At 27.7% G+C, this 864-nt stretch carries 1 protein-coding gene; it reads right to left on the bottom strand.

The features are described from left to right. Window positions 1–136: 136 nt before the first annotated feature. Window positions 137–499, bottom strand: coding sequence for a hypothetical protein (locus A5N84_RS09250; protein WP_072282144.1), 363 nt, complete (start codon window positions 497–499; stop codon window positions 137–139). Window positions 500–864 lie beyond the last annotated feature (365 nt).

Below are 864 nucleotides of genomic sequence, written 5' to 3'. Positions count from 1 at the left end.
AGATATAGTATCTTCTAAAACATCTCTAGTAGATTTATTAGCTAAATCGTTAATATACGAGTTAGCTATATCTGTAGCAGACATTCCATCACTATAAAAGTCATACATTTGTCTTAATGTTGAATATATCATTTCCCTATCTCCTCTTATCTAACAAAAAGAAAAAAGCTGAAAAAACTAAAAGAACCATCAATCCGACTTTAAATTTTAATATTTCGAGTTTTATAGTTGATATTTGATTATATTCTTGTGAATTTTTACATGATGCAGAAGTAATAACTTTCCTTGTTTCTTTATCACCAGGCGAATAAATGTCAACATAAGATATTTTCGTCTCTTTGTTATGACACACATCAAAATATTCTGGAGAATAAAGTTTGTCAAATAAGTTAAAAGAATAGCCAATTCCTTTATCTAAAATAACAACATCATTCTTTTGATTATTAAAATCAATATCTTCTGGAATTTTTGTTGAAAAAAACAACACAAGTCCAATCATTATGGTACACATTGTCATAAAAAAACGTTTTCCATTCGATACCCAAAAAGAATAAGGAATAGATAAAATAACTCCTAAAAATAGGATAGACCAACCAAAACAGACATATGAAATCAGAACCAATATTAAGCTAACGAAATATTTTATCTTCATACAGAATAACTTTATAATAAATTGCATAAATATATATACTGATAATTTTATGAATAACCTGAGTTCGGGATAAGCACCCCACTAAAAAATAAAGAGCAATTGTGATAATCTACTGTTTTGACAAAACAAACCATCACAAAAGCCCTTTAACATGGAATGTCTTACAACACTTTTCTGCCAAGTAGATGATTTTTGTAAAACATTTGAAGCAG

Source organism: Rappaport israeli (assembly GCF_001888055.1).
GTDB classification, from domain to species: Bacteria; Pseudomonadota; Gammaproteobacteria; order Cardiobacteriales; family Cardiobacteriaceae; genus Rappaport; species Rappaport israeli.
This window is presented reverse-complemented; position numbering and strand designations above follow the sequence as displayed.